The 19,996-nt window shown below is 34.5% G+C and carries 16 protein-coding genes and 1 pseudogene; 7 read left to right on the forward strand and 10 right to left on the reverse strand.

Annotation, left to right across the window (positions count from 1 at the left end; genetic code table 11):
- The first annotated feature begins 24 nt into the window (after positions 1 to 24).
- The 4 genes from B0A67_RS01130 (at position 25) to B0A67_RS01145 (ending at position 4,038) form a co-directional block, all read left to right on the forward strand.
- Entirely contained in the window at positions 25 to 1,191 is a 1,167-nt protein-coding gene (locus B0A67_RS01130; RefSeq protein ID WP_072953767.1) for an MFS transporter, read from the forward strand.
- 30 nt (positions 1,192 to 1,221) lie between these two features.
- Complete coding sequence (locus tag B0A67_RS01135) at positions 1,222 to 1,950, forward strand: metallophosphoesterase family protein (protein WP_072953769.1); 729 nt, start codon at positions 1,222 to 1,224, stop codon at positions 1,948 to 1,950.
- A gap of 134 nt (positions 1,951 to 2,084) precedes the next feature.
- Positions 2,085 to 2,708, forward strand: coding sequence for a carbonic anhydrase family protein (locus B0A67_RS01140; RefSeq protein WP_072953771.1), 624 nt, complete (start codon positions 2,085 to 2,087; stop codon positions 2,706 to 2,708).
- 163 nt (positions 2,709 to 2,871) lie between these two features.
- Positions 2,872 to 4,038, forward strand: a complete 1,167-nt coding sequence (locus B0A67_RS01145; protein WP_072953774.1) for an oxygenase MpaB family protein — start codon at positions 2,872 to 2,874, stop codon at positions 4,036 to 4,038.
- Positions 4,039 to 4,215: 177 nt separating this feature from the next.
- Here B0A67_RS01145 and B0A67_RS01150 read toward each other — a convergent pair whose 3' ends face one another.
- The 8 genes from B0A67_RS01150 to B0A67_RS01185 all read right to left on the reverse strand — a co-directional run bounded on the left by B0A67_RS01150 (position 4,216) and on the right by B0A67_RS01185 (position 15,615).
- On the reverse strand, positions 4,216 to 6,615 hold the full coding sequence (locus B0A67_RS01150) for a TonB-dependent receptor (protein WP_072953776.1): 2,400 nt from the start codon (positions 6,613 to 6,615) through the stop codon (positions 4,216 to 4,218).
- A 95-nt stretch (positions 6,616 to 6,710) separates the two neighbouring features.
- The gene (locus B0A67_RS01155) at positions 6,711 to 7,742 is read right to left on the reverse strand and encodes a helix-turn-helix domain-containing protein (protein ID WP_072953781.1); all 1,032 of its coding nucleotides are present in this window, start codon (positions 7,740 to 7,742) and stop codon (positions 6,711 to 6,713) included.
- Between the two features lie 203 nt (positions 7,743 to 7,945).
- Entirely contained in the window at positions 7,946 to 9,991 is a 2,046-nt protein-coding gene (locus B0A67_RS01160; protein ID WP_084074409.1) for a site-specific recombinase, read from the reverse strand.
- A gap of 274 nt (positions 9,992 to 10,265) precedes the next feature.
- Positions 10,266 to 10,649 (reverse strand): hypothetical protein, encoded by a 384-nt coding sequence (locus B0A67_RS01165; protein ID WP_123887320.1) that lies wholly within the window; start codon positions 10,647 to 10,649, stop codon positions 10,266 to 10,268.
- A gap of 583 nt (positions 10,650 to 11,232) precedes the next feature.
- Positions 11,233 to 12,228: a helix-turn-helix transcriptional regulator gene (locus B0A67_RS01170; protein WP_072953785.1), complete on the reverse strand. Its 996-nt coding sequence runs from the start codon at positions 12,226 to 12,228 to the stop codon at positions 11,233 to 11,235.
- Between the two features lie 518 nt (positions 12,229 to 12,746).
- Entirely contained in the window at positions 12,747 to 13,742 is a 996-nt protein-coding gene (locus B0A67_RS01175; protein ID WP_072953786.1) for a helix-turn-helix domain-containing protein, read from the reverse strand.
- Positions 13,742 to 14,725, reverse strand: a complete 984-nt coding sequence (locus B0A67_RS01180; protein WP_072953788.1) for a helix-turn-helix transcriptional regulator — start codon at positions 14,723 to 14,725, stop codon at positions 13,742 to 13,744. Before B0A67_RS01180 ends, B0A67_RS01175 begins: the two co-directional genes overlap by 1 nt.
- A gap of 122 nt (positions 14,726 to 14,847) precedes the next feature.
- Entirely contained in the window at positions 14,848 to 15,615 is a 768-nt protein-coding gene (locus tag B0A67_RS01185) for a response regulator transcription factor (RefSeq protein ID WP_084074410.1), read from the reverse strand.
- A 164-nt stretch (positions 15,616 to 15,779) separates the two neighbouring features.
- On the opposite strand from B0A67_RS01185, the gene B0A67_RS01190 reads away from it, so the two are divergent.
- The 3 genes from B0A67_RS01190 (at position 15,780) to B0A67_RS01200 (ending at position 18,316) form a co-directional block, all read left to right on the forward strand.
- Entirely contained in the window at positions 15,780 to 16,430 is a 651-nt protein-coding gene (locus B0A67_RS01190) for a DUF1349 domain-containing protein (protein WP_072953792.1), read from the forward strand.
- 349 nt (positions 16,431 to 16,779) lie between these two features.
- Positions 16,780 to 16,995, forward strand: coding sequence for a hypothetical protein (locus B0A67_RS01195; RefSeq protein WP_072954237.1), 216 nt, complete (start codon positions 16,780 to 16,782; stop codon positions 16,993 to 16,995).
- A gap of 100 nt (positions 16,996 to 17,095) precedes the next feature.
- Complete coding sequence (locus tag B0A67_RS01200) at positions 17,096 to 18,316, forward strand: DUF763 domain-containing protein (RefSeq protein ID WP_072953794.1); 1,221 nt, start codon at positions 17,096 to 17,098, stop codon at positions 18,314 to 18,316.
- Positions 18,317 to 18,576: 260 nt separating this feature from the next.
- Here the strand turns inward: B0A67_RS01200 and B0A67_RS01205 are convergent, their stop codons facing one another.
- Together B0A67_RS01205 and B0A67_RS25130 are read right to left on the reverse strand one after the other, a co-directional pair.
- Complete coding sequence (locus tag B0A67_RS01205) at positions 18,577 to 19,395, reverse strand: 1-acyl-sn-glycerol-3-phosphate acyltransferase (RefSeq protein ID WP_072953795.1); 819 nt, start codon at positions 19,393 to 19,395, stop codon at positions 18,577 to 18,579.
- Between the two features lie 388 nt (positions 19,396 to 19,783).
- A pseudogene (locus B0A67_RS25130) lies at positions 19,784 to 19,996 on the reverse strand (hypothetical protein); the annotation flags it as partial.

Raw genomic sequence — 19,996 nt, forward strand, 5'->3', positions numbered from 1 at the left:
GCCTAACTTATAGCCGAATAAAATATGTTAATTAACGATAAAACTAAATATGCCATTCCTGTTATGGCTTTTTCAGCAGGCACCATTGTTGCAAATGTTTATTACAGTCAGCCTATTCTTCAAAATATTGCCGGAGCACTAAACAAACCGGAAAGTGCCGTTGGCAAAATCGCGATGCTTGCTCAGATGGGTTATGGCGTAGGTATGTTTTTTCTGTTGCCGTTGGGAGATAAAATGAATAGAAAACGATTAATTATTGCAATATGTCTTTTGTTAATCGTTACGCTGGTACTCATAGCCAATACCACTCATCTAGAGACCTTAATGGTGCTTAGTTTCTTTGCCGGTATTTTTTCTACTCCCGCACAAATTATTCTTCCTATGGCCGCTTCTCTAAATAAAGAAAATCGCGGCAAAAATGTAGGCATTGTTTTTAGCGGAATTTTATGTGGGATTCTCGGATCACGCCTGATCAGCGGCTGGCTAACGGATATTTGGGGATGGCAAAGTGTTTTTTGGTTCTCTGCTTCTCTTGTTCTGCTCAGTATTTTTTTATTATCGTCTTTTCTGCCTGAAGTTCCTGTAAAATTTAAAGGCAGTTATCTCAACCTCTTACGTTCTACCCTGCAATTGGTGAAACAGTATAAAACATTAAGACAGGCAGCATTACTGGGTGCTTTTTCTTTTGGAATATTCTGCTCGTTCTGGACCACTCTGACATTTCATTTAAGCGGCGCGCCGTTTAAATATCCGTCATCAGCTATTGGCCTTTTCGGAATCATCGCAATTGGCGGCGCATTAGTAGCTCCTTATTTTGGAAAATTAGCCGACAAAGGACAGGTTTTCAAAAACCTGGCGCTCACTATTGGTCTTATCATTGCAAGTATTATTGCCATGCTGCTTTTTCCTGAATCTGTTGGGGTATTGATTGTCGCGATCTTCTTTCTGGATATTGGTGTTCAGGCCACTCAGATCACCAACTTTACAAGAATTTATGCTCTAGACGAAGAAGCTCACAGTCGTTTGAATACGATCTATATGACTGCCTATTTCATTGGTGCAGGAATAGGAACCTTTTTCGGATTAATTAGCTGGACTTTGGGAGGCTGGCATTTTGCATTGCTGCAAATGTTATTGTGGAGTGGCATTGCGGCTATTATTGTATGGCTTTCGAGTAAGAACAAACTTTAGAATGAAGGCAATTATAAAAAATTAAAATAAATGATACAGATTGCAATAATAAGCGATATTCACGCGAATGTGATCGCTTTAAATGAGGTATTAAAAGACATAGAAAACAGATCAATATACCAGACGTATTGCCTTGGCGACCTGGTTGATTTTGCTCCGTGGGGAAATGAGGTAATCGAAAAAATTAAAAATAAAGGAATTCCCTGCCTCTTGGGAAACCATGACGAAAGAATCGCTTCTGATCATCCTGTTGTACCCTTAGCGCATCATGATCAGCAAGAAACGGCCAACCGGTTTGTTGCGATCAACCACAGTAAAGCAGAAATTACTTCTGAAAATAAAAAGTGGCTGGCCGGATTGCCTTATAATTTAGAACTTACTTACAAGATCAATGAGGTAACAAAAAAGATACTTCTTGTGCATGCAGGTCTGTTGAGCAATGATACGTACATTTATGAAGCAGATTCGAAAAATGACATAGCGCAAAAATTAAAAGATAAAGGTATAGAGGCCATCATCATGGGACACACACATCTTTCTTATCAGCAAAAGCATTCAGGTGTATTATTTGTCAATTCCGGTTCTGTAGGTAGAAGCAGGGAACGGGACAGAAAAGCCACCTACTGCCTATTGACTATAACCGAAAAAGAAATTACGGCAGAAATCATAAAGGTAGATTACGACATACAAGAAGTTGCACAGCAAATTTATAATAGTGCGATTCCTGATTTCTATGGTGACTTTTTATTAAACAAGTAAGCTGCCCTTGCCTATTAAATCTTATTATAGAAAGAATTTCTATGTTCTGTTTCAATTGGCTCGTAATTTTAAATTTGTAATTTTATATTCTAAATTCTCAACACTACTGATATAAAAATAAGATCCTAAAAATTATGTATACACATTCAAAAGAAACTCAAGGCAGCTTAACGCCAACATCTGCCCTTGAAATTTTAAAAGCGGGCAACGAAAGATTTGTAAACAATCTAAAGGCAAACCGCAATTTATTACAGCAGGTAAATGAAACATCCGGCGGACAGTTTCCTTTTGCAACTATTTTAAGCTGTATTGACAGCAGAACTTCTGCAGAGCTTATTTTTGATCAGGGATTGGGTGATGTTTTTAGTATTCGTATCGCCGGAAATATCCTGAACGAGGATATTCTGGGCAGTATGGAATATGCTACAAAAATAGTGGGCACCAGAGTTTTAGTAATTCTTGGACATACCAATTGCGGTGCTATCACCGGAGCCTGCAATCACATTGAAATGGGGAATTTAACCACTCTGCTCAATAAAATAAAGCCCGCTATTGTAAACGAAACCGCTACAAAAGAAAACAGAGACGGTTCTAATGCCAATTTTGTAAAAAATGTTACCGAAATCAATGTACATCTGACTATCGAAAGAGTAAGAAAAGAAAGTCCAATTATAGCCGAATTAGAGCAAAAAGAACAGATCAAAATAGTTGGTGCTCTTTATGATGTAGAAACAGGAAAGGTTAAGTTTTATGAATAAACAAAGTACCATTTTCTTATTATTAATACCAGTTTAAAAGGCTTATCTTCTTCATTAAAGAAAGCAAAAGTGATTTAAAATCACCATTCAATTTTATTTTTTCGTATTTTAGGTTAAACAATATGACAGTTAACATATACCTGTCTGTTTAATTAATTTGGATATGGATCAGCGTATTAAGACATTTTGGGAAAAAGGGAACGGAAATCAGCTTATCATTTGGTCCGGAGCAATAATTAATACTGATAATCCTGATTACTACCAAACAATGAAAGCGGAGTATGATGTTTTGGGAGATCGGGCTGCCAAAGAAATTTTTGCAGATAAAAACTTCCAACAGGCCTACTCCTATCTTCAGCAATTGTCTCAAACGGCTATTACCAAAGATGATGTGTTGCCGGAAAGCATCAAAGAACTGATGCTTCAAATGCAGGAAGTTCCATTATGGTTAGACAAAAGCCTTATTGCGGCAGGTAGTGATCTCTCTATGCGCAGCGGAACAAATGCACTGATTTGTCTTCGGGATTACAGCCTTATGGGCGGATATGATTATGCCTATCTCAATAAAGCACTGGTGTATACCGGAGCACTAAAAAAAGGCGCTGCAAAAAGAATAACTGATACACTGGATTTCTGGACGCAGGTAACGCGCAGCAATGCATTAGAAATAAATCATGACGGCTATCAGTATGCTTTCAGAACCCGAATGATACATTCTTTTTCAAGAATAATGATCAAAGAAAAACATCCTGCCTGGGATAAAGAAACCTGGGGGGAACCTATTAATTTTGCTGATATGGTGGCTACCAGCATAGGGTTCAGTCTTATATTCCTTCACGGACTTCATCAATTGGGTCTTACCATCTCGGAAAAAGAGGAACTCGGTGTTTTTCATCTTTGGAAATATATCGGGTATCTGCTTGGCATTCCTGTAGCCTATCTCCCAAATAATAAAAAAGAAGCTACCGAAATATTTTATCGATGGACCGCCTCTCAGGCTGCTGCCGACGAGGATTCTGTAATGCTCGCAAAAGCGTTGGAAAATGAATCTTTGGTCTCTAATATATTCCAAAAAGCGTATCAGAAAAACTTCCTCAACTACCTGCACACCAGTTTTGTCTGGTTTCTGGTGGATAAGGAAACTTGTGAAAGACTTCAGATTTCTAAAATCCGAATGCCTTATTTTTTTCCCCGATTTAGAAAAATGCGAAATGTCCTTTATCAGAAAGTGGTTTCCGGCAGCGACAAAAATTATCAGCGCTCTGTCTATCTGGGGAATCTCATTCAGGTAAAAATCTCCAAAGAATACCTAAAAGCAGGAAATGACTAAGATTAATTAATCCTAAACTGAATGAAGGAACCAAATGTTATTCTGCCTGTAAACCAAGATCTCCAAAATCAAATGACTTTGGAGACTTCTTAATTTTACCAGATTTAAAAGCGTTCAGATTATTGTATGAATGTATCAGCCTCAAATAATTTTAATTTCAGACGCTGAATTCATCAATTAATTTCCTGTCCTTACCCTTTCATCTGCATTACCGGTTTCTCTTTTTCCAATATTTACATTTTTGTTTCCAAACTTATAATTCAAAGCCAATTGTACCGATCTGGAGTCAAAATAATAATTAGAATCACGATAAACCCCGTTCACCATTGAATTGAACCTCATTTGGTCTGTTCTGAAAACATCATTTGCTCTCAGGGTAATTTTCAGGTCTTTGTTCAACAATAAATATTGAACGGACAATGAAGTCGAACTCGATGATTCGAGCCTGTTGACTCCATACGTTCCAACTGGCATAAACGTAAAATTCAAATTAAAAAGCAAGGTTTTGGCTGTATTCAGAACAAAGTCATTATTCGTTGAAAAGGTCGAATAAAAACCATCTACACCTTCTGCAGGTATATCAATTGTTTCAGAAGTCAGATAATTCAAAACAAACGTATTGTTACTCGTCCACCAGTTGTATTTATCGAAAATATAAAGTTCTGAGATGCCGTATCTTTTTATATTAAACATATTTCTATTGGTGAGGCGAACGAGATACGTAGTAGAATCCGGCAGGCCAATCTGATTGTACATATTGTTTTCGATACTGTAATAAAGCTTGCTTTCGAGTTTTTTATAGGAATAAATTAATTCGAAATTATCTATAAAATAAGGCCTCAAAAAAGGATTGCCTTCAACGGTTAGAAACGGATTAACATAGGTTATATTCGGATTTAATTCCATAAAATTAGGACGTCCGATTCTCTTGCTGTAACCCAATCTGTAAGTAGAATTTTCTTTAGGGGAATAGGAAATATTAATCGAGGGAAAAAATTTAGTGTAATTGTTATTTACTGTCTGCTTCAAACTTCCGTCATACGATTTTGTCTGGGTTGCTTCCAGCCTTGTCCCAAATTGGACTTCAATATTGTTTTCAAATTTTTTATTTCCTGAAACATAAGCGGCTTGAATGTACTCATTATAATCAAATTTATTAGTGGTTAGCGGAAGATCAGTAACCGAATCATCTACTAATCCGCTATTGAAAGAAGAAATGTCGTTTTTGGTCTTTGAAACTGAAATTTTCCCGCCAACGCTCCAGTTTATCAATGTCGTAGGCAAATCGACATCTATTTTACCTGAAAAATTATTCGTTTTCTGATTGTTATTATTAATTCCTTTAAAATACTGTAAATCAAACGGATTGATTATTTCCGAAGTTCCTTCATAAGGTCTTATATCCGTATTTGAATATTTAAAATAATCCAGATTCAAAACTATTTTCTTTCCAACAGAATCAAGTTTAATCTCATTAAACCAGTTTATCGAATTGAATTCCGGTTTTTGGTAAGAAGTGGTAAAGGCTTTGACATCATTAAAACTTGTACTTGCATTGTTCTCAAAAACATCAGATTTTGTATTTCGATCGCCAATTGTTTTATTAAAATTGCCAATGTACTGAAAACCGAAAGCCCATTTGGGCGTAACCGAATACTGGAGTCCAAGGATGGCGTTGATTCTTTTGTAATTTCTTTTGAATTGCTGTCCGGTCTTCCATAACTGATCCGGAAAATAGACGTCATCCTGATAATCAAAAGATTCACCGCCATCTCTGTAATTTAGTGAAGAAGACAGTCCCAGTTTATTTTTGTTGTACATAAAATTACTGGTCATTGCCCCTTCTCCTTTTTCGGACCGGCGCAAATAACTGCTTCCTAAAGAAAGGTTCCAGGAATCTTTTTTAGCTTTTTTCAGATTAATATTAATTAATCCGCTGCTTCCGCTCGCTTCATATTTGGCAGGTGGAGTTGTGATTACTTCGATATTTTTGATGTTGTCCGCAGGAATTGACCGCAGTAAATTAGTCAGTTCCTCTTCTCCAACTTCAATCATTTTACCATCTATCAAAACTCTTATCGAGCTTTTGCCAATCATGGTGATACTTTCATTTCGAACTTGCAGCCCGGGAGTCACTCTTAGTGCATCAAGTGCATCACCACCAGCCACACTAATCTTATTTTCAAGATTAAAAACGAGCCTGTCGACTTTTCTTTCTACTACTTCTTTCTTTTTAGAAATCACAACCGTTTCCAGTACGTTCGCAACATCAACGATTATCTCGCCTGCATCAAAATCTGAAGTCAATTCTATATTTTGTGCATGTAAAATTTCCCCGAATTGACGAATTTCTAATTTGTAGGTCCCTTTTTGATATGCTATACTAAACCCGCCTTTATCGTTTGTCAGACGATTGACCAACGGAATAGATTGTTCTGAAAAAAGGATAACTTCTGCATGCTCTAATGGGGTCTTTTCAGTAGTGATTACCTGACCTGAAAATTTGACCTGCGCAGTTACTGTATTGCTTAAAATAAATACAATAAATAATAAACGATTGATGAATGATTTGTGCATATTTTACTTTTAAAAATTTCAAGCAAATATGCAAAATTCACTAAGCGGCGCTGTCTGAATAAGCCCCAGATCAGTTCGGATTTATAATACTGAACTTATTTTTTTGTTTTTTGATATTCTAAAGGGGTCTGGCTGGTGATTTTTTTGAAAGCAGTAAAAAAAGTAGACTTCGATTTAAAACCGCTTTCATAACCTATAGCTTCGATAGTATATAAATTTGGATGCGACAGCAGTTTTTTTGCTTTCTCGATTCTTAACTCGTTAATGAATAACGAAAAGGATATGTTTAAATTATTATTTAAAAACTGGGATAAATTGTGCTGGGAAATTTCTAATTCTTTGGCCGTATCAGAAAGTGTCAGATTTGGATTTAGGAAGAGTTCTTTCTCTTTTACGATATTTATTTTTTGGGTAATCTGTTCGATGGTCGAATCGTCTATTTCTTTGTTTTTATATTTTTCTTTTTCTTCAAAAAATGAAGTACTTTTTCTAATCTTTAAAAGAAAAAGCAATATCATCAGATACAGAATAAAAGAAAAAGAAATGGCGCCAACAATATAAGAGGTATAAGAAGCAATATTATAGGCAAGCCAAATTAAAATTACGCCAACGAAAATACTCAATAACCAGATATCGATACTGGTTAGTTTTTCTTTCTTCCGGAAAATTTTCAGAAAAGCGGGTTTAATAAATTTAAAAGAAGCGATTATATAAATTAACCATTGCACATAAATACCACACACGATATAGCTGCTCCATACCGCTCTGTGTTCAGTATAAGGATAAACAATTCCTAAAATGGTAATGCTTAAAAGGAATGGAAAAATATGAAGTTCCCATCTCTTCGCACTGTTTGTGACGCAATATTTAAAATACAAATAAAGAAAAGGCCCTATGAGAATACAGCCTGAAAGACCAATCTGAATAAAAATCCCGGACAAATTTGGATTAAAATAAAAAAATACAGATTTAATGATCCTGATACTTAATGTAAGTAATAATAGCGATAAAAAGTAATTAGAAAATTGTTTCTTTTGGGCAAAAAACGCAAAATAAACAGCTAACAAAAGACCATTAAAAGCTCCTAAAGCACTAAAAAAGAACATTAGTTGATAATCGAAATCCATAGAAGAAAAGTTTTTTTTAGCACTATCTAAAAGCCAAATATACAGATTTTTAAAACTGTATGATCTGATAGGAATAACAATTTATATTTTGTGCCTTTTATCTAAAATAAAACCTTCTACCAATATTTAGTGATTAAAGGCACATTTCTTCTCTTGATTAAGATTATATATAATGTGCCTTTTAAAAACGAAAGTTGTAAATATTATTCTGATACAGCGCTGTTCTTTGGCGGGAAAAAGAAATGCAAAGGTTTGCTTCTAAAATATCTAAAGATCGCTTTTGCTACTTGTCGCAACTCTGAAAGCGGAATGTTTCTGGAACGAAATGCAAGCCCGAGTGATAAACTAAAACTTACCATAAAATTGACCAGACCAATGAGTCCAATTCCTAAAATTGACCATAAAAACACATCTCTCGTAACATAAAGACCGGCACCATATAATCCCATTGCAAAGTTACCACTGGCAAAAGTAATGTGTCTGATATCAATATTTAATCCAAAGAAAATCCCAATAAAAACGGTACTTCCCATAAAAACACCAAACCAAAAATTGGAAATAATTCCTGCCCATTTTTTTTCATACAGTGAAGCCAGTTTCTTAGTCCACTTTTTTCCTAAACTCATTTTAAGTAACGGATGTTCCTGAATACGATAGTAAATATGGTTGTGTTTGTCGCGATTGGCAATACTACCGGCAATAATTCCGGACAAAAACAGAAAAACCCCTGCTATAGCAGCATGCAAAATCGCCGGAGAATAAATAGGGTTCAGATCGTTGATTAAAACTGCTGATTTTTGCTGTGCGATATTATAATGAAATATCTGATCAATACCCCAGACTCCAAGTAACGAAACCGGAAAGGCGATAATTACGTTGCCTACGAAGGCGATAAACTGCGAGCGGAATACTCTGGCAAAAAAGATAGCAAATTCTTTATACTTGTATTGTTTTTTGTCTTGTGATTTTTGTTTGAAACCTTCCTGTAAAGCTCTTACCAGTGCAGAAGCTGTCATCGCGGGCTGCTTGGTTGCCAGCGTAAACCCAAGGATATAAATGATGATGAACCCGATGGAGTAATTCATACTGTACAAAAACATATGCCCAAAGCCACTGGCGTGCACTTTTCCTAATAAGAGTTTGATGATACACAATATTCCAACGATAAAACCACCACCAGCTGCTGAGAAGAACATTTTATAATATTCTTTACGGCTGTTTGTGATATAATGTTCTCCTGTATTGGCGGTATGCTGGGTTATTTCATAAGATAAAAGCTGAGTACTCTCGTTGATTAGTTTCTGAATATTGTTTTTGTCACAGTTGTATTTGATTAGTTTATAAGACAGGTAAATGGTGTTTCTGTTTGCATCTTCCTCGTTACCCTGTATCAAAAGCGGCAATAATGATCTTAGGCGGTTAAGCTGCTGGCGAATTCGCAACAGGCTTTGGTTGACATGCAATGAAATTCCAAATTTATTACTGTTTTTAAAAGCTGTTTCAATATAATCCGTGCATTGTTTGTGCAGGATAATCAATTGTTTGTAGCCTAAATCATCTTCATTAATAGCATTATCTGCTGATTGCATCAGCTTCTCATTCATTAACAACAATTCACGCTGAAAGGCAATAAAAGGACTCTCCAGGTTTTCATATTCAGGCACCATTCGGATTACATCGGTTTCCATCGCAGATCCACAGATACGGTATGTAATAACCTCCATGGCAAAAACCAGTTCGTTAAACGAGGAGTTCTCATCCCTGACTCCGTAAATAGAGCGAAATTTTAACAATGAAAACAATGCGAGGATTTGCTCCTGAGGTATTTTACTGATCCATAATAAATCTGTATTAACAAAGAATACCTGATTCAGGATAAACTGCAAGGTGTCCTTTTCCGGCTGTTCCGGAATTAGTTTGGCAAAGATTCTCTTGCGCACTTCAAAAAAGAAATTGGCATCCTGAAGGATTCCCGCATCAGAGAGAATTTTATTGAACTTTTTATTTTCTAAATTCGTGCTGATACAATCCATCAGGCCATCACGATAATTTGGGTTTTCCTGAAGCAGATCAATCAGTTGAGAGAGGTCTACTTCTGCTATTTTTTTTGGCTTTTTGGGACGAATTAAATTTACCAATTCTACCAACAGCTCTATATTTTCTATTTTAGACTTCCATAATTGTTCGTTATTGAAGTTTTTTTCGAAAAAGTATTTTAAGGTCATTTTTGGTTTTCTCCTCAATTTCATTCTAATCAGGTTTAATTATTGCTGTTTCTACAAATAAACACATTCTTTTTATTAAAAAAGGTCAAAAAAGCATTGAATTAAGGGATTTGTATCAATTCTTGATTATAGGTTCTGTAGAAAAGAATACTAAGTTAAAAAATAAAAACTGTCCAAAATTAATTTTTCGGACAGTTTTTATTTCATTTTATTATTTCAGTTTACTTTATAATCGAATTGATATTTTTATAAATCAACCTGGCTACAGAGTTTTCTTTTGCCTTATATTTATGGTGTTTCAACACATAACCTCTTCTTTTCTATCACTTTGTACACAGATCGATATACTATTGAGATATGATTTTAATTCTGATCGCATTTCAGTTTTTATTTTGGTAAGATCAAACAATAGAATATCTTCTATCATTTCCAGCTTTACTTTTATTTCCTGATTAAATGTGCAAACGATGAGTGGGACTTCTCTTTTATAAATCAACATAAGATCGTATAATTCTTTTTCTGAATTAATAACAAACATCATTATAGTGTAATCCTCAATTACATTGTCGAATTTTTTAAAATTTTTGTAAACATCAAATGCAAATTCTTTTTTAAATTCATACTTCAAAAATCTTGAAAAACAATGCTGACTGTCATATACAAGTACTTTTTTCTTTTTCATATCTTTTCTAATTTGTATTTTCATTTGATAGAAGTCTGCTCATCCTTTTCCCCCAATCCAAAAAGGATGAGCTTTATTGCTTGGCAATAAATTGACTTCTGATATCTTTGTTTTCTGATTTTTACATTGTTGTAACAATAAAATATCTTCTTTCGTTTTTCGCTATTGATGTTTCTAACCCACATCTTTCTATTCCCGAAGAAACTCAGTATGTAAGATTAGTACAGAGTGCGAATAATTATGAAGCAAAGGAAAACAATATCACATCCATAATACGTCAAAAAAACACCATAATAAGACATAATTTAGTTTTATGACAAATGCTATTCTGATTAAAATTCAGTACTATAAAATGAATTTGTACCTCAATTGAATAGTAAATTAGTAGATTGAACAGTATGAAAATAAAATCATAAGAAACTTTTTTGCAAAAATCCCCTGGTTACAGTTAAAATTTCAATTCATCATTTATTCAAAGTAAACTTTTTTTAATCCTGTCAGGTCAGACAAATATCACATTAATACATATTAATACATATTACTGCTCCGCTGTTAATTTATAAATAATTGATTTACTGCAGTTTTAATAATTTGAACTTTTAAAATCCTCAGAAGGTTTTCTTCCCAATTGTTGAAAATAAACTACAGTAAACAAACTAGCCTTTGGGTAACTTAATTTCCGTGCTACATCTGATACTTTAAAGAAATTCTCGCTTTTAAGAAGTTCATTGGCTAAAATCATTTTTTCTCTCAAAAAAAAGTTTTTTGGGGTAGTTTCAAACATGTTTTTAAATAAAAACTTAAACTTTGTAACTGACATTCCGGAAATCTCAGCCAAAAACGGCACGCCTGGAAATGCGCCAAACAAGTTGTTTAGCATATAATCCTTAACCATATTTAAAGTTTCAGCATCTTTCTCTGATATACGATGAAGTATTGGGGCAAGATTAGAGTATCTGTCAATAAACTTGGCCAGTAATCGCAGACCTACCCCGTTAAGATAAATCTCAAAGGCAGGATCCAGGAATGATTTATTTTTTATGGCATGCATAATCAGCTTGCTTTTACTATCGATATGATCGTAAAAAAACAGTGTACTCTTATCACTTCTTATTTTTCGTTTCCCAATGTTTTCTAAATCTAAATTGGCGATTGATGTACCTAATAGTTCTTTACTAACAATTAACCGTATTGCAAAAACACGTTCCCCAATTACAGGCTGAAAAACATTTTCGATCGCATTGTCAAAAACTCCCAATCCCAGATTGGCTTTATATCCTATTTTGTGTTTGACACCATCAATACAGATGAGATTCATTTCGTCGCTAAAATCATAATGTATGATAAACAAATTATTATCTGATTTAAGCCTCCTTAAATGTATACTTTCATTAAATGTCATATCTAAAAGCACCACCGAAAGCCCGGGCGTTATTGTTGTGAAAAAAAATCCCCCCTCAGCCAGTTCTTTTGGTGCAATCAGTAACTTTTTATCAATTAATTCTACTCCAAATTGTTCCGCCAGTTCCTTTATCCAATCTGAGGACAAAGAATACGTGTGGTTAATTTCAATCATCATTCTAAATGTTTAATTAAGATTTTCGAAAAAGATTTCAAGAATCCTGCGACTCCACTATAAATGGAATCTATCTTTATAAATTAAAGTATGAGAAAGTGGAACAATAGTCTGTTCGTCCCCCTTTATGAGTTAATTATTTAGAAAGAAAAAAAGTAATAAGTCAGATATAAAAAATGGTTTGTTATTGATGGGAATAAACATAAACTCATTTTTAAATTTGAAATTTTAGTGAAACTGCCAGAGCAAAATAATTTCAATAAAACATGCTATAATACAATTGCAGATAAATTCTCCGAAGGCATTTTCCGACCTTACTTTTAATTAAATAATCAACATACAAATAGACGTATTTTTTCAGTCCGATTACGTCATATAAACACCAGAATAAGGTTTTTTTAAAGGGTATTGTAAAAAGGCCAAGGACGATTTATTACTAAAACTAACAGTAGAAATAAAGACTGAAAGAATTTGAATACGTTTGAATAAAATCAGTAATCAAAAGAATTACTAGTGCCGTTTTAAAACTCTGACTTTAGAAAATCGTCAGCTGGTTTTCTTCCAAATTGCTGAGAATAGGCCGAAGAGAATTTACTTATTTTTGTGTAATTTAATTTGCGCGCAACCTCTGAAAGCTCATTAAAGTTTTCGCTTTTAAGAAGTTCGTTTGCCAAAATCATTTTTTGCCTGATAAAAAAATGATTGGGAGTCGTTGTAAACATTTTTCTAAATAAGGTCTTATACTTTGTAACGGACATTCCTGACATCTCTGCCAGCACATCGACACCGGGAAATCCGTCAAGTAAATTCTTGAGCATATACTCCTTTGTAAGTTGCAAAGTCTCAACTTCTTTTTCAGGTATATGATGGAGCATTTGGGCAAGATTAGAATATCTGTCGATAAAGTTGGCCAATAATCTTAAACTAACTCCCTGTAAATAAATTTCGAATGCAGGATCTGAAAAAGATTTGTTTTTTATCGCGTGCATGATTACTTTGCTTTCACTATCGATATGATCATAAAAAAACAAGGTGTTTTTATCGCCTTTTATTTTACGTTTATTCGTATTTTTTAAACTTGTATTGGCAATCGAATTAGTTAACAAATCCTTACTAACCAGCAAACGCATTGCAAAAATGCGCTCCCCGACAATGGGCTGAAAAATGTTTTCTATCGCATTATCTATAACTCCTAATCCCAGATTCGCCTTGTACCCTATTCTGTGTTTTATCCCGTCAACATGAATTAGATTTATTTCGTCGCTAAAGTCATAATGTATGATATACAAATCATTATCTGACCGAAGTCTTCTTATACGAATGGGTTTGCCAAAAGTTAAGTCTAAAAGTACCACCGAAAGACCAGGCGAAACCTGTGAAAAATAAAAACCACCTTCCGCCAGTTCCGGCATTACTGTTAGTTTTCCGTCAATTACCTCCGCACCTTCTCCAAGCTGTTTGACATTGTCATATAGCCATTCAGAAGTTAACGAATATACATGACTTACCTCTTTCATTATTCCAGTTGTTTAACAAAATCTTTTGGTGACATTCCGAAAAACTCTCTGAACTTTACAGCAAAATAAGAACTATTGGTAAAACTTAAACGATCAGAAACCTCTGTAATATTAAGTTGTCTTTCTTGCAAAAGTCGTTTTGCCTCTACAAGTTTATTGTTCAAAAAGAAGGAATTGGGTGTCATTCCCGTAATCTTTTTAAACAGTTTTTTATATTTAGATTCTGACATACCCGCTTGCTGCGCCAGAAATTCAATACTCGGAAACAGTTGAGTCAGGTTTTCTATTAAGTAAGATTGAGACTTTATAATTTGCGACAAATCATTTTCATTAATTTTATCAATCACAAGCTCTTCATAGGTCATTTTCTCGATATACTCCGCTAATAAATTCTGAACCGTTCCTCTTAGATAAAGATCAAAAACAGTACCTCCAACTTCGTGACTTCGCAAATTCGCTAAGAGATTATAACTGTCATTGCTCATTCTGGTAAACTTAACTATAGTATTTAACTCAGGATTAAGAATTTCATCAGCATGTTCTTTTAAGGATGGATTGTTTTGAAAATATTCTTTTATAAGTGCCTTTTTTATAAAAATGCAAAGGGCAAAAGTTTTACTGCCTTCTTTAACAATATAATCGGAATATAAAGTACTGTCTAATATTGCTAAATTATAATTCCATCTCCCAATTGGATTCGCTACGTCATCTGATAACAAAACGGCTTCTCCTTCTGTAAGGTTGTAATAAAGACCAACAAAATCATTTGTATTGTTTTCTTGTCTTAAATGAATTTCTGAATTGTATACAACATCTATATACATCACTGAGATGTGCGGTCCCAGACTTAAAAAATATCTTTGTCCGCTATGAATATGATCCGGTACTAAAATAAAATTGCCCTCAACCTCTCCCTCAAGTTCTGAAGCCAAAGGTTCGACCCAGTCCAATTCTACTCCGTAGTGGTGCGTAATTTTTTTCATCCCTAAATTAAAATGTTTTTGGTAGTATTGTTACTAACAAAAATAAAAGTTTTTATAGACACTTCTCATATACATGCAATATTATTATCAGCAATTAATTAAAAATGAAAATTTAAATTGTCCTACAATAAATTCAAAGCCTCAGCGGTTCGCACTGCTTCAATAGAATTATTGACCTGAAGTTTTTCTAGTATATTCTGTCTGTGCCTGTTTACAGTATTGATGCTTATATTGAGCTGATCAGCAATTCCTTTGCTGATTCCGCCTTTACTAATTAACATTAAAATTTCTTTCTCACGCAGTGTCAATAAATTAACACAGTTAATATAAGTGTCTACATAAAAACTTTCTCCAGTTTTAGTATTGACAATTTTACCATCAATACCGCTTGCTGCTCCGTGTTTTTCAAACAAATAATTGTACAGACAAACCGCAAGCCACAAACCTCCTTCTGAACTGTTTTTAAGATAAAAGCTGCGATGCAAAATACGCTGGTATTCCTTTTTAGCATTTAGGGTTCTGATTTTACATTTAGTAGCGTAACTCAATCTTTCTTCCGGGGCTACCGTTTTCAGGAAATTAAAAAACTCTAATTCTAAAAGATGTCTCTCAAAAAGGTCTTCAGGGTGAATGCGCTGGTAAATATCTTCTTCCCAAATAGAATCAATTGTGAGATATCCCGAAATATCCATTTCGAAAAACCTTCCAAAATCACCTGTAAAAATATAGCTTTTATTGTCTGCCAGATTGGACAGCACCGCAACGGAATGATCAATTTTTACATATTCTTTGAGTGTCGTAATAGCTTCCTCTAACGATTGTCTGCGCGCATCCGGACCGTCTATACATTCAAAAGAAAAATTATCCTCTAATTTCGAGATGGGATTCATAAAAGTAATTCGTTTATTTTCTAATAGTATTGAATTACTATAGAGAGCGTTAAAAATAGAAAAATATTTCGTTCTACCGCAAAATGGTTATAAATAACTATTGTTCAAAAAATAACGAATCACCTACTTTGTAGATTATTAATACAATTCAAATTTAAGAAATCATGAAAAGAATGCACTTAGTTTTAATCTTTATTGGCATTATGGCTGTAAAAGCAAATGCTCAAAAATTAAATTCGATGAACTGGCTTAACGAGCCAGCTGAGTGGGAAATAAAAGACAACAAACTCATTATGCAGGTTACGCCTCAATCTGATTACTGGAATAAAAGCCATTACGGATTTACAGTATATGACGGACCATTTCGCTATACCGAAAGAAGCGGCGAATTTGAAGCTGTCGTAAAAATGAGCGGGGTTTATAAAACCAGATTCGACCAGGTTTGCCTGATGTTACGAATAGATGAAAATAATTATATCAAAACAGGTGTCGAATATGTAGACGGTGTCTATAATATCAGCACGGTACACACGATCGATAAAAGTTCATGGAGTGTTATGGGATTAAAAGAAAAGCCTAAAAGTGTATGGATGAAAGCGGTACGCCGACTGGATGCTGTAGAAATTTTTTATTCTGTCGACGGAATCAATTACACCATGACCAACACGGTCTATTTTCCGGAATACAAAACGGTACAGGTGGGTATGATGGCAGCAAGCCCAGACGGAAAAGGCTTTACGGCTACTTTCGAAGATTTTAAAATTACACATCTTCCGGATCAAAGACGTTTAGAATGGTTAAAGAACAACCAATAGTAATTATAGCGTAACATTTGTAATGATATACAGTCTCTCCTTATAACAACTTTTAACTGAGCATCAAACAAACCTGAATCATGGTAACAAAAATTTTATTATACATCGTTTTAATAATCCTTGCTCTTTGTCAAAAGGCCTTTTGTCAGCAAAGACACGAGGTCGCAATTTCTAAAATGGTAAATTTAGAAACAGACATCAGGAGAGACTTACATCAAAAAGCAGGATAGTATTCGAAAACATTTTCCCTGTAAATGTCAAAACGTAAAAGTTAAAGAGCATGACGAGCAAACAGCTAATACACCGTTTTATAAAAATAACGTATACCTTTCAGAAAAAAATAAAAAGAATGAGAGATAAAGATAAATTTCTGGAAGTTTTAATAAAAAGTAACGGGCACCATAATGCAATTGATCTGGGCGCACAAATTGGACTTGACGAAAACGAGACAATGGAAATCATTACGCAGCTTCTTGCCGAATTCAAAATAGAATATGCTACAAATGGGGTTTGCGATTACAGTCTCATGAGAAGTAAAAAACAGGCTAGAAAATTCAACTCATAAGAGAGCTCAATTTTGTGATGTTTTCCAGACTTTCAGAGTGTAGAATCGCACCATACGATTACAAGTTTTTTTACTTATTTTTGTATCTAAATCCTATCAGATGAAACGTTCCGGCACTGCAGATCTTCCATTACATTATGGGCATGTCCCTTTATGGCTTGCCGAGCGTATGTCTAAACTTGGTCTTGCCATTGTAGAAACTATTGCCATGGAATTTTCTACTGCTGAAGTAATCAGCAAACTAAGCAATCCTTTCTGGTTTCAGAGTTTTGGCACTGTAATGGGAATGGACTGGCATTCTTCCGGAATTACTACTTCTGTTCTTGGCGCATTAAAGAAATCAGTCAACCCACATTCTAAAGAACTCGGAATCTACATTTGCGGAGGCAAAGGCAAGAATTCACTCCTGACGCCACAGGAACTTTTATTTGTTGGCGAAAAAACGGGTCTTGACGGTAACAATCTTGCCAATTGCAGCAGACTTACTGCCAAAGTTGACAATACGGCCATTCAGGACGGATTTCAATTGTACCAGCATAATTTTATTGTCGATAATAAAGGGCAATGGGCCGTTATTCAGCAAGGAATGAATCCCAACTCTCAAACAGCACGGCGATATCATTGGCATTCGCAGGATTTAAAGTCTTTTATAAATGAACCTCATACCTTTATATACGGCGAGAATCAAGGGACTATTTTGAATCTTACTGCAGGCGCAGCGACAAAATCAAGAGAAGGTATCTTAGAATTATCAAAAGAATCACCATCGAAAATCATCAAGGAAATGCAATATCTTTCGATGCCCGCGCATCACGATGTGAGAATGGAAGATGTTAATATGAAAAGACTCGGTGCCATGCTTTGGGCAACACATGAAAATAAGCCGGAGGATTTTGAAGAATTATTACTTTTAAAAGGAATGGGACCAAGAGCTTTGCAATCATTGGCATTGGTGAGCGAAATTATTTATGGCACTCCTACCAGATTCGAAGATCCTGCCCGTTTTTCATTTGCACACGGCGGAAAAGACGGACATCCGTTTCCTGTTCCGGTAAAAATCTATGATGAGACAATCGATACTTTGCAAAGAGCCATCAATAGGGCAAAAATTGGTAATAGTGATAAAATACAAGCGATTCAGAAATTATCTGAAATTTCCAGAAAAGCAGAAGAAAGCTTTACACCCAATGATAACTTTGATGCATTGATTCAAAGAGAACGCGATGAATCGCACAAATATGGCGGCAGGACTATTTTTGGAGACGCGAAAACTCCCAAAACCAAACCTGCAAACCCTAACAATCAGCTGGAATTATTCTAACTCCCATAAAATAAAAAAACCTTCAACTCGAATGATATTGAAGGTTTTTTATTTGCGATGATTTTTATAAATCTACCTAAAGTTTTTTTGCTGTTATCCAATTATAAATAGAAATATAAAATTTATATGCTATTAATTAATGAGAGACTTTAGATAAATCCTAAAAGATTATTTCTCGTAGCCATTATATATTGGCAGTAAATAATTTAAAACAGTACTATTGTCACATAAGGACTATACATAATAGGCTACAACCTGAATTAATTATGCAATTGATTTTTAAGCGCATACAGCTTGCTTCTAAGATTTTTTAGTAATAGAGGATCAAAAGCTTTGCCTTTTCCTTCATTCAAAAAGATCTTTTCTCCAATCGTAATCTTTAAAACATGCCCTTGCTTGTTAAAAAGTTCCGAGATTAGTTTGGAAGTCTGCAGCATGGGATGAATTGACTTTAGCATACTAAAGAAAAAACCATTGTTTCCGTGAAAATATATAGGTAAAATAGGCACATTTGCTTTGCTTATGATTTTACCCACCACAGGATGCCATTCCGGATCCGTGATTTCACTAGTTTTAAAATTATAAGACGAAACTTCTCCGGCAGGAAATATGGCAACAGGAGTTCCTTCTGCAAGAGCTTTCAGTGTCATTTTTAGTCCTGTAATACTCGCGGAGTTCTGCACATTTTCAAATGGATTTACTGCAATAATACATTTCTCAAGATTCGGAATTTTCTTCAGTAAAAAATTCCCCATATACATGGTATCAGGACGTACTTTTGCAATTGTACTTAATAAAGCCAGGGATTCGATACCGCCATAAGGATGGTTGGCAACTACTATAAAAGCTCCTTCACTGGGAATATTCAATAATTCTTTGCCATCAAGCTGAACTTCTACACCAATTTTCTTTAAGACATGATTAGCAAAATCCGCACCTTCGAGATTTCCTGCCTCTTTTACAATCGTATTTAAATTGTTTATTTTCATTACTTTCATTAAATAAGAAGGTAATCCCGGAATAGGAATTTTAGAGAGACCAGCAATTTCAGAAAATTTTTCTTTGGATATCAATGTCATATACTATATGTTACAGTTGTTAAGGTGGAGTGCGTAAATTAATAAAAGCCTAATAGAAAATTTGAATTAGTAATGATAATTGACTAATTCATAATGTTTTGTTTATAATAACTTGTTGTAGTGGAATAAAAATGCTGAATTGTATAAAGAAGAGCAGGTAATATTCATTGTTTTAATCATGCTCAAAGATACTCGGATTTTATATGCAAAAACTGAATATAAAAATAAAACAAATATCAGATGGTAAAGCTGTTAAACTTAACGTTCTGGACATATAGCTCTAAAAAATCAATAAACAGGACCTCAATAAACTAAAATTACTATAAAAGCAAAAATCCCATTTCGACTGAAATGGGATTTTTGTTATGCTTTTATTTCTATTTCTTCATTACATTTCGTTCAATTCATTGAACTCGTGCAAAGATTTTAAAGTGTTTTCGTAAAATAAGATGGCCGCAACAAGATTTCCTTTGTCAGAATATGGCATCATTTTTCTTTGAAACTCAACTGTAGTATCTAAGAAAGTTGTAGTACCAGCTGCCTGAGATTCTAATATTTTTTTGTGCACACCATCGTCCGGAATACCTAAGTCTGCCATCGT

The sequence above is a fragment of the Flavobacterium aquidurense genome, assembly GCF_002217195.1.
Lineage (GTDB): Bacteria > Bacteroidota > Bacteroidia > Flavobacteriales > Flavobacteriaceae > Flavobacterium > Flavobacterium frigidimaris.

What these genes read in the sequence shown, in the direction of transcription:
- B0A67_RS01130 (WP_072953767.1), top strand. Translation starts at nt 25, where the DNA reads ATGTTAATTAACGATAAAACTAAATATGCCATTCCTGTTATGGCTTTT.
- B0A67_RS01135 (WP_072953769.1), top strand. Translation starts at nt 1,222, where the DNA reads ATGATACAGATTGCAATAATAAGCGATATTCACGCGAATGTGATCGCT.
- B0A67_RS01140 (WP_072953771.1), top strand. Translation starts at nt 2,085, where the DNA reads ATGTATACACATTCAAAAGAAACTCAAGGCAGCTTAACGCCAACATCT.
- B0A67_RS01145 (WP_072953774.1), top strand. Translation starts at nt 2,872, where the DNA reads ATGGATCAGCGTATTAAGACATTTTGGGAAAAAGGGAACGGAAATCAG.
- B0A67_RS01150 (WP_072953776.1), bottom strand. Translation starts at nt 6,615, where the DNA reads ATGCACAAATCATTCATCAATCGTTTATTATTTATTGTATTTATTTTA.
- B0A67_RS01155 (WP_072953781.1), bottom strand. Translation starts at nt 7,742, where the DNA reads ATGGATTTCGATTATCAACTAATGTTCTTTTTTAGTGCTTTAGGAGCT.
- B0A67_RS01160 (WP_084074409.1), bottom strand. Translation starts at nt 9,991, where the DNA reads ATGAAATTGAGGAGAAAACCAAAAATGACCTTAAAATACTTTTTCGAA.
- B0A67_RS01165 (WP_123887320.1), bottom strand. Translation starts at nt 10,649, where the DNA reads ATGAAAAAGAAAAAAGTACTTGTATATGACAGTCAGCATTGTTTTTCA.
- B0A67_RS01170 (WP_072953785.1), bottom strand. Translation starts at nt 12,228, where the DNA reads ATGATGATTGAAATTAACCACACGTATTCTTTGTCCTCAGATTGGATA.
- B0A67_RS01175 (WP_072953786.1), bottom strand. Translation starts at nt 13,742, where the DNA reads ATGAAAGAGGTAAGTCATGTATATTCGTTAACTTCTGAATGGCTATAT.
- B0A67_RS01180 (WP_072953788.1), bottom strand. Translation starts at nt 14,725, where the DNA reads ATGAAAAAAATTACGCACCACTACGGAGTAGAATTGGACTGGGTCGAA.
- B0A67_RS01185 (WP_084074410.1), bottom strand. Translation starts at nt 15,615, where the DNA reads ATGAATCCCATCTCGAAATTAGAGGATAATTTTTCTTTTGAATGTATA.
- B0A67_RS01190 (WP_072953792.1), top strand. Translation starts at nt 15,780, where the DNA reads ATGAAAAGAATGCACTTAGTTTTAATCTTTATTGGCATTATGGCTGTA.
- B0A67_RS01195 (WP_072954237.1), top strand. Translation starts at nt 16,780, where the DNA reads ATGAGAGATAAAGATAAATTTCTGGAAGTTTTAATAAAAAGTAACGGG.
- B0A67_RS01200 (WP_072953794.1), top strand. Translation starts at nt 17,096, where the DNA reads ATGAAACGTTCCGGCACTGCAGATCTTCCATTACATTATGGGCATGTC.
- B0A67_RS01205 (WP_072953795.1), bottom strand. Translation starts at nt 19,395, where the DNA reads ATGACATTGATATCCAAAGAAAAATTTTCTGAAATTGCTGGTCTCTCT.